Raw genomic sequence first — 6,918 nt, forward strand, 5'->3', positions numbered from 1 at the left:
AGTATCAGGGCTTTTATTGCACGCTACCGCCCATGGATTACGGCTTCCAACATGCCCTTCGCTGTACGAATCTTTAATTTTTATTAGCTTTTAACTGAAACAAGCACTAATCAAGCGCGGAATTATAATCAAAAACAGACTCGGATGCTCAAGTAAAAAATACCTAAACACTTGTATTATGTTAAAAAAAAGTAAAAACGCTATTTAAACGGACAATATTTAACCGTTTAGGGGTGAAAAAGTCCTTTTAAACATTAGTCCTAAATTTACAAATGGACAATTTCCTACAACAAAAATCGCTATTCTCTGACAAGCCGTTTGTTTAAGTCGATTTATCGGTTGTTGATATCGCTTGTAAACTTGTCAATTCAACCAGAATTCGTTTTTGCTGCCCCATAATGTTAAATAACACATGGCAACGCTTATCAGGATTGTTCTCGTCAAAGATGGCTTCAAGATCTTTAAACGGCCCGTCGACAAATTTGACCTTATCGCCTTTATCTAACGACTTGCTCTCTTCTGGTACATAGCCTTGGACACGTCTTTTAAGCGCCGAAATAATTCTATCGTCAATGGGGGTCATGTCTTCTCGACAACCCACAATGCGGTTTGCACCACGAGTATTGTGGATTTTACTGACACTAGTAATTTGAGGATCGAAATAGATGAACAGATAGCTAGGAAACAGAGGCGCGGTAACCATTTGTGGTTTGTTACGCACTGTTTTTTGTTGGGTGATCATTGGTAAGTAGCTTTCAACTTCTTGCAAAGCCAAATTTTGCTGAGCACGGACTTCATGGCGTGGTTTGCAATACAGTAAATACCAAGATTTCATTATGTCTCACTTTTTAGATTTGTTCATCAGTCTGAACAAGTGACATCCCATTCACGGCTTAGGATACTAGCAAATTTCCCTATCCTTTTGAATGGGTATTTAAGCCTTAATGCCTATAAATACAGCGTTTAAATCATCAGCTGATTTTATTTTCATCAAAAACACAAGTCGTTATTGAGTAACTAATTGATTTATCATTCGACGTTGAAAAAACTTTTTAACATATGGCATTCGGTTAATTTTGTTTTATGTGTTCTAAAAAGTGGTAATTAACAGTAATTCACATCAAAAGATTCGCTTGAGAGTCAAAAAAGCCACTTTTGTCACTGCATCTAATGTATTAACAAAGTGATAAGTCAATCAAGACTGTAGACTGAACGATTTACCTGTGTCATCTAGGATATTAACCATTACGGCCTATAGCTTGAATCGACAGCATCATCATTGCGATGTGTAAGGATGCAACTAAGTTAGAGTCTGTTGGTCTTCCAAGCTTGTTGCTGCACATTAGTGGTTTATGAAAAAAATAAATGATAACACTGGGCCTTGCTGTGGCGTGATGCCACATAAAAGCCAATAACCCCCTTGAAATCGCCAACTAACGCTGCTCGAAGGATCCGCTAAAACGTTTTACTCTTTGTTGAGTGCATTTTCTCCAAGAGATAGTTGCTTAAATTGCTAGGCGGCATCCACTCACCTCGATTAACACCTTACATCGAACAAAATTCAACTAACAAAGGTCAACTGACCCTATTCCCACTAACAGTATAATCTTATTGTGTAGTGTGAACAGTTAACCTTATGCGCTTTATAATATTATTTAATACTAAAACACTGATGTAAAAGGACTCACACAACAAAAAAGCCTCGGTAATCGAGGCTTTTTGCTAGCGTTGTTTATTTAACATCAACGTTTACTGTGCTGGCTTAGGTGGATAATCCTTCATGACTGTATCAATAGCATGATTGATAATCTGGATCCGCTCTTCAGGGGTGTTTTGCTCTCGAACAGTATCAGCTACTGTGCCACGCCAAATAAGCTTACCTGTTTTGTTGTCGACTAAGTCGACCATTAAGGTACCAACATCGTATTCACGAACTGTGGTCTCAGTTTGCAGGCTGCCACCTAATCCCCAACGTGGACCATAATATGGGTTATAACCGAAGTGGCTATTAAAGGTGTCGATATTGATCTTTTTATCTACTTTGGTGATGTAGTTAACCAGCAAGTCTGCATTTTGCTTGTCTGTTTTACTGATACCTTTTTGGCTCAATTGGGTTTCGATTGCGGCACGAACACGTTGATCCATGAGTCCATCGAGATGATAGCCCGCATCATCAACCTTCTTCTCTACCCATGAGTAGGTTTTATATTGATTAAATGATACCGACGGATCGAAGTCTGAAGATGATTTTAAGGTACTACATGCGCTCAATGCCAATACTGCAGCAGCGATAAATAGGGTTTTCATACAGGCTCCAAAAAACAAGACGTTAATTGTTATTAGCTTATAGAGAGCAAAGGCGTTGTCAAGTTAACAAGATTTCATAACAAATTAACGCTAGTCACTAGAACGCTTCGCGGCTAGATTCTATAACTTCTTAACAACGAAGCTGTCCCAAGAATTGCAGTAGGACATAATCAGACCTAGAGACGTACATTACTAATCCACACTGTTTGATATGGTTGCAGTTGCATGGGTTGGGTGATGTCTTCTATTTGCTGCCCGGTTAATAGGTCGACCCAGTATTCTGCAATAATAAGGTTAAGTTCATTAATGGGCAGATCGGTAATTTGGTCCGATACATTACTGATGCAGAAGATACTTTGTTTACGATTACGACTTTGACGCCAGAAACCAAATAGCTGTAACCCAAGGTGCAAGGTAAATTGAGTCGCATTAGGATGAAATGCAATTTGCTGGGTACGAATATTGATTAGATGAGTGAGCGTCGTTAACACTTGGCTGTGGTCGCTGTGAGTATCACTCAGTTGATCTGTTAGTTGATTGAGATCCCAACGGTGACGATTGATAGCCCGATTATGCGAAGTATTAGCTAGCTTTTCATAGTCATTGCGAGTTCCCAATAAACTGTGAATATAAATACCTGGAATGCCTTCTAGGGCTAACATAATGCTATGCGCGCACACAAAACGTTGCATCCCCCATGAGTCTTTGCCTTTAGTGGTGCCTTGAAGTGCATCAAACAGGGCGATGTTCATTTCATACGGTTTTTGCTGGCCATCTTCTGTGGTTCTGGATGAAATTTGGCCGCCAAACAGTTTCATTGTCTCGACCAGAGTATCAATCTCATCATCTTCAAGTAAGCCTTCCGCTGGACGTAAACCAATACCATCGTGAGAGGCAATAAAATTAAAGTATGTGGTGCCATCTTGAGCAGGCGGCATGCTCATAAGCCAACGCTTTAAATACAAACAGCTGCCAGTAATAAGGCTGTTGATCAACAAAGGTGGCAAGGAAAAGTTATATATGCAATGTGCTTCGTTAGCATTGCCAAAGTAAGTTAAGTTTTGAGTATTGGGGATATTGGTTTCGGTAATGATTATGGCATCTTGCTGCGCATGCTCGATCAGGGTCCGCAATAAACGCACAACCTCATGGGTTTGCGATAAATTAATGGATTTGTTACCGACTATTTTCCATAAAAATGCCACCGCATCGAGGCGAAAAATACTCACACCGGCATCTAAATATTGACGAATGATGCGCACAAACTCGATTAATACTTGTGGATTGCGAAAATCAAAATCAACTTGATCATGGCTAAAGGTGCACCACACATGTTCCGTGCCGTTAGGTGTTTCTGTTGGTCTTAATAATGCTGAGGTTCTTGGCCGAACGACAGCGCTTAAGTCATCATTTGGATTGGCAGTAAAAAAGTAATCATGACCTATACCCTCACCTTTACAGAAATTCTCAAACCATAAGCTCCGACTAGAGCAATGATTGATCACTAAATCTGACATTAACCTCCGTTTACTGGCAATAGCACTAATGTCTGCCCACGAGCCTAGCCCTTCGTTGACGCTTGAATAATCAATAACTGAAAAGCCATCGTCTGAACTGTAAGGGAAAAAGGGTAAAATATGCACTGCGTTGATGCAACTTAGATAGCTGTCGATAAATTGCGCCAGTGTGGTGAGCGGTCGCTCGCCTTGTTGGATCACACTGTCACCATAAGTGATCATTATGATGTCTTTTTCAGACCAATGATTTGCAAAAGGCTCAGGTACTTGGCAATACTCTGTGATACGCATGATATCGATAAGCTGAGTTGCCAATGCTGACAAGCTGATATTAATGTCAATATCATTATAAATGCAGCCCAGTTGTTGCTGCAGCTTTTGCTGTAATCCATCCATTACTGACATAAAGTGTCCTCGTTAATCGTTTACGTTAACTAAACTCAGCGTTGTCGGCTTCAACTGCGTCTTTAAGTTGCTCAAGTACATCGGGCATGGCACTCACCACTCGGCTCCAGGTTGGCATAAACGGAGTTTCCATTGGATTATCTAAAAAGCGTTGCCCTGCTGTAACGATATTTTGGGCAAACATTTCTACCGCTTTTTCTTCTAAATGAATGTCCGTGGTCAAGCCATTCATGATGGCATCGTTATGGTAGGTTTCGACATAATCGAGTGCAATACGGTAATACGTCGCCTTGACGGTTCGAAACGATTCGTTGCTGAAAGTATGTCCTTGCGTCGCCAGTTTACGGAAAAAGGCTTTGGTGATATCAATCGACATTTTAGACAAACCAGCTTCTTCATTATCTAATGATAAGTCTTGATGTTTATGGTCGTAATTGTCAGCAATATCGACCTGACAAATGCGGTTATGAGAATAATTGCGCTGCATTTCTGATAGCACACCAATTTCTAAGCCCCAGTCGCTTGGAATACGCAGGTCATTGAGCACGTCTCGTCTAAATGAAAACTCACCCGCTAATGGATAACGAAAACTGTCCATGTATTCTAAATATTCGTTATAACCGACCACTTTTTTAAGCGCTTTAATCAACGGCGTAACTAATAGGCGTGACACTCGACCATTAATTTGCCCATTCGAAATTCGCGCGTAATAACCTTTACTAAACTCGTAATGAAACTGTGGATTGGCTACAGGATAAAGTAAACGAGCCAGCAACGACTTTTCGTAAGTGACAATATCGCAATCATGCAACGCTACCGATTCCGTTTTGCCTGAAGCCAAAATATAACCCATGCAGTACCATACATTACGACCTTTACCCAACTCTTTGGGGGCTAACCCCAATGCCTGTAATTTTGCATCCAACGCTTGTAAGCGTGGGCCATCATTCCACAAAATACGGTGATGCTGCGGTAATTCAGCAAAAAAGCTTAGCGCGTGTTTGTACTGCTTAAGATCGGCTCTATCTAAGCCAATGACGATTTCAGATAGATACGGCACCTGTTTTAATTTACTGACGATATCTTTAAGGGCATCACCTTCTAGTTCTGAATACAAGGATGGCAAAATGAGTCCTAACGGACGTGTTTTTGAAAACGTTATTAAATCTTGCTCCAGCTCCTCATGGCTACGTCGGGTTAAATTATGCATTGTGGTGACAATGCCATTTTGGTAAAAATCGGCCATATTACGCCCCTCCTAATGATAGTTGCTTTACAGGTGATTCAGCCGATGACGACAGCAGAGTTTGCTTAATGCATTCAGCCCAACCTTTAGGACCAAATTCACTACTTTTGATACTGGGATTTTTCGTCGCTAATGAAGGAAACTCATGAACGGGAGATTTGATTTGGATTGCCAGATCAGCAGCTTCGAGCATGGCGTTGTCATTACCACTGTCACCGAGTGCAATGGTGGTCACAGGAGTGTTATATTGCTTGGAATAGACATCCGCTAACCATTGCATCGCTTTGCCTTTATCAGTATCGCCGCCAACATGAAGAAAGCGTCCACCTTGTAGGGTATGTGCACCAACACGGGTCATTAATTCAATAAAGGCTTGTTTATTGGTTTCACTGCCTTGCCAAAGTACTGGCTCAGCATAATTCCTAATCAAAGCCAACCTGGCATTATCTGGCGATAAATCGGTGATCTCACATAATGCTTCAACTGATAGAGATGAAAAACCAATAAAGTCATCGTTAAATGCTTGCGCATGTTGTTTTAACAAATCAAGCCAGTATTCTCGCGGCTGACAAAACTCTTTTACCCAATAATACCCTTGGGTAAATGTGTCTGGTGGTTGTTGGTCAAAGTAACCAATAGGGATATATATTGCCGCACCATTTTCTGAAATAAACGGTGAATTAAAACCAATGGTTTGTTGCAGCTTTTCCATTTCGGCAAAGGTTTTACTGGTATTGGCGATAATCGGAATTTTCCGTTCATTCAATGCTTCAATCACTTCAATCGCATGGCTAAAGCTGTAGTCAAAATGATCAAGTAAAGTGCCATCTATGTCAGTAAAGATAAGTGGTCGTGTTGTCATATCCTGTCCTTTTCAATCATTGAACGAAACTAAGCATAGAGCGGACTGCGTCCTGCTAGATCGCTGCGCTGCGAGGTTCTAGGTTCTAGGCGCGAGGGCGCGAGGGCGCGAGGGCGCGACTTCGTCACTGCTAGGAACGCTACGCGGCTAAGTGCTATACAAGTAATAAATATAGCGAATGAGTCATTATCGCGCTTAATCTAATCCGACTTACTTAAGATAGATTCAGGATATGTGCCAAACGTAATAAGTTTGCACCTTAATAGCACAAATAGACTTTAATCATTGATATAGTTGATTTTATTAATTTAAAAATGAAGATGAGGTAGAAAGGTGTATTGAACAGGATAAGAAGATATGTGCAACGATGAATAAAAATCGCACCATTTTAGGGCAAATGAAGCGATGACAAGCTATAGAGCCTAGAGCGCTACGCTGCTAGATCCTATAAAATCCTAGCAGCGCAGCGACTCTAGCAGTGACGAAGTCACGCCCTAGCAGCGAAGCGACCCTAGCAGTGACGTAGTCACGCCCTAGCAGTGACGCAGTCACGCCCTAGTAGCGAAGCGACCTAGCAGTGA

At 41.1% G+C, this 6,918-nt stretch carries 5 protein-coding genes; all 5 read right to left on the reverse strand.

The window, feature by feature from the left end; genetic code table 11:
- Positions 1-322 precede the first annotated feature (322 nt).
- Complete coding sequence (gene rfaH / locus H5123_RS12540) at positions 323-835, reverse strand: transcription/translation regulatory transformer protein RfaH (protein ID WP_182698175.1); 513 nt, start codon at positions 833-835, stop codon at positions 323-325.
- A 914-nt stretch (positions 836-1,749) separates the two neighbouring features.
- Positions 1,750-2,307, reverse strand: a complete 558-nt coding sequence (locus H5123_RS12545; protein ID WP_182698176.1) for a DUF4136 domain-containing protein — start codon at positions 2,305-2,307, stop codon at positions 1,750-1,752.
- Positions 2,308-2,483: 176 nt separating this feature from the next.
- Positions 2,484-4,229, reverse strand: coding sequence for a sugar phosphorylase (locus H5123_RS12550; RefSeq protein ID WP_182698177.1), 1,746 nt, complete (start codon positions 4,227-4,229; stop codon positions 2,484-2,486).
- 25 nt (positions 4,230-4,254) lie between these two features.
- Positions 4,255-5,475 (reverse strand): glycosyl transferase, encoded by a 1,221-nt coding sequence (locus tag H5123_RS12555; protein ID WP_182698178.1) that lies wholly within the window; start codon positions 5,473-5,475, stop codon positions 4,255-4,257.
- 1 nt (position 5,476) lies between these two features.
- Complete coding sequence (locus H5123_RS12560) at positions 5,477-6,337, reverse strand: HAD-IIB family hydrolase (RefSeq protein ID WP_259395658.1); 861 nt, start codon at positions 6,335-6,337, stop codon at positions 5,477-5,479.
- Positions 6,338-6,918: the final 581 nt, after the last annotated feature.

This window comes from Shewanella sp. SR43-4, from assembly GCF_014163845.1.
In the GTDB taxonomy this organism is placed as follows: domain Bacteria; phylum Pseudomonadota; class Gammaproteobacteria; order Enterobacterales; family Shewanellaceae; genus Shewanella; species Shewanella vesiculosa.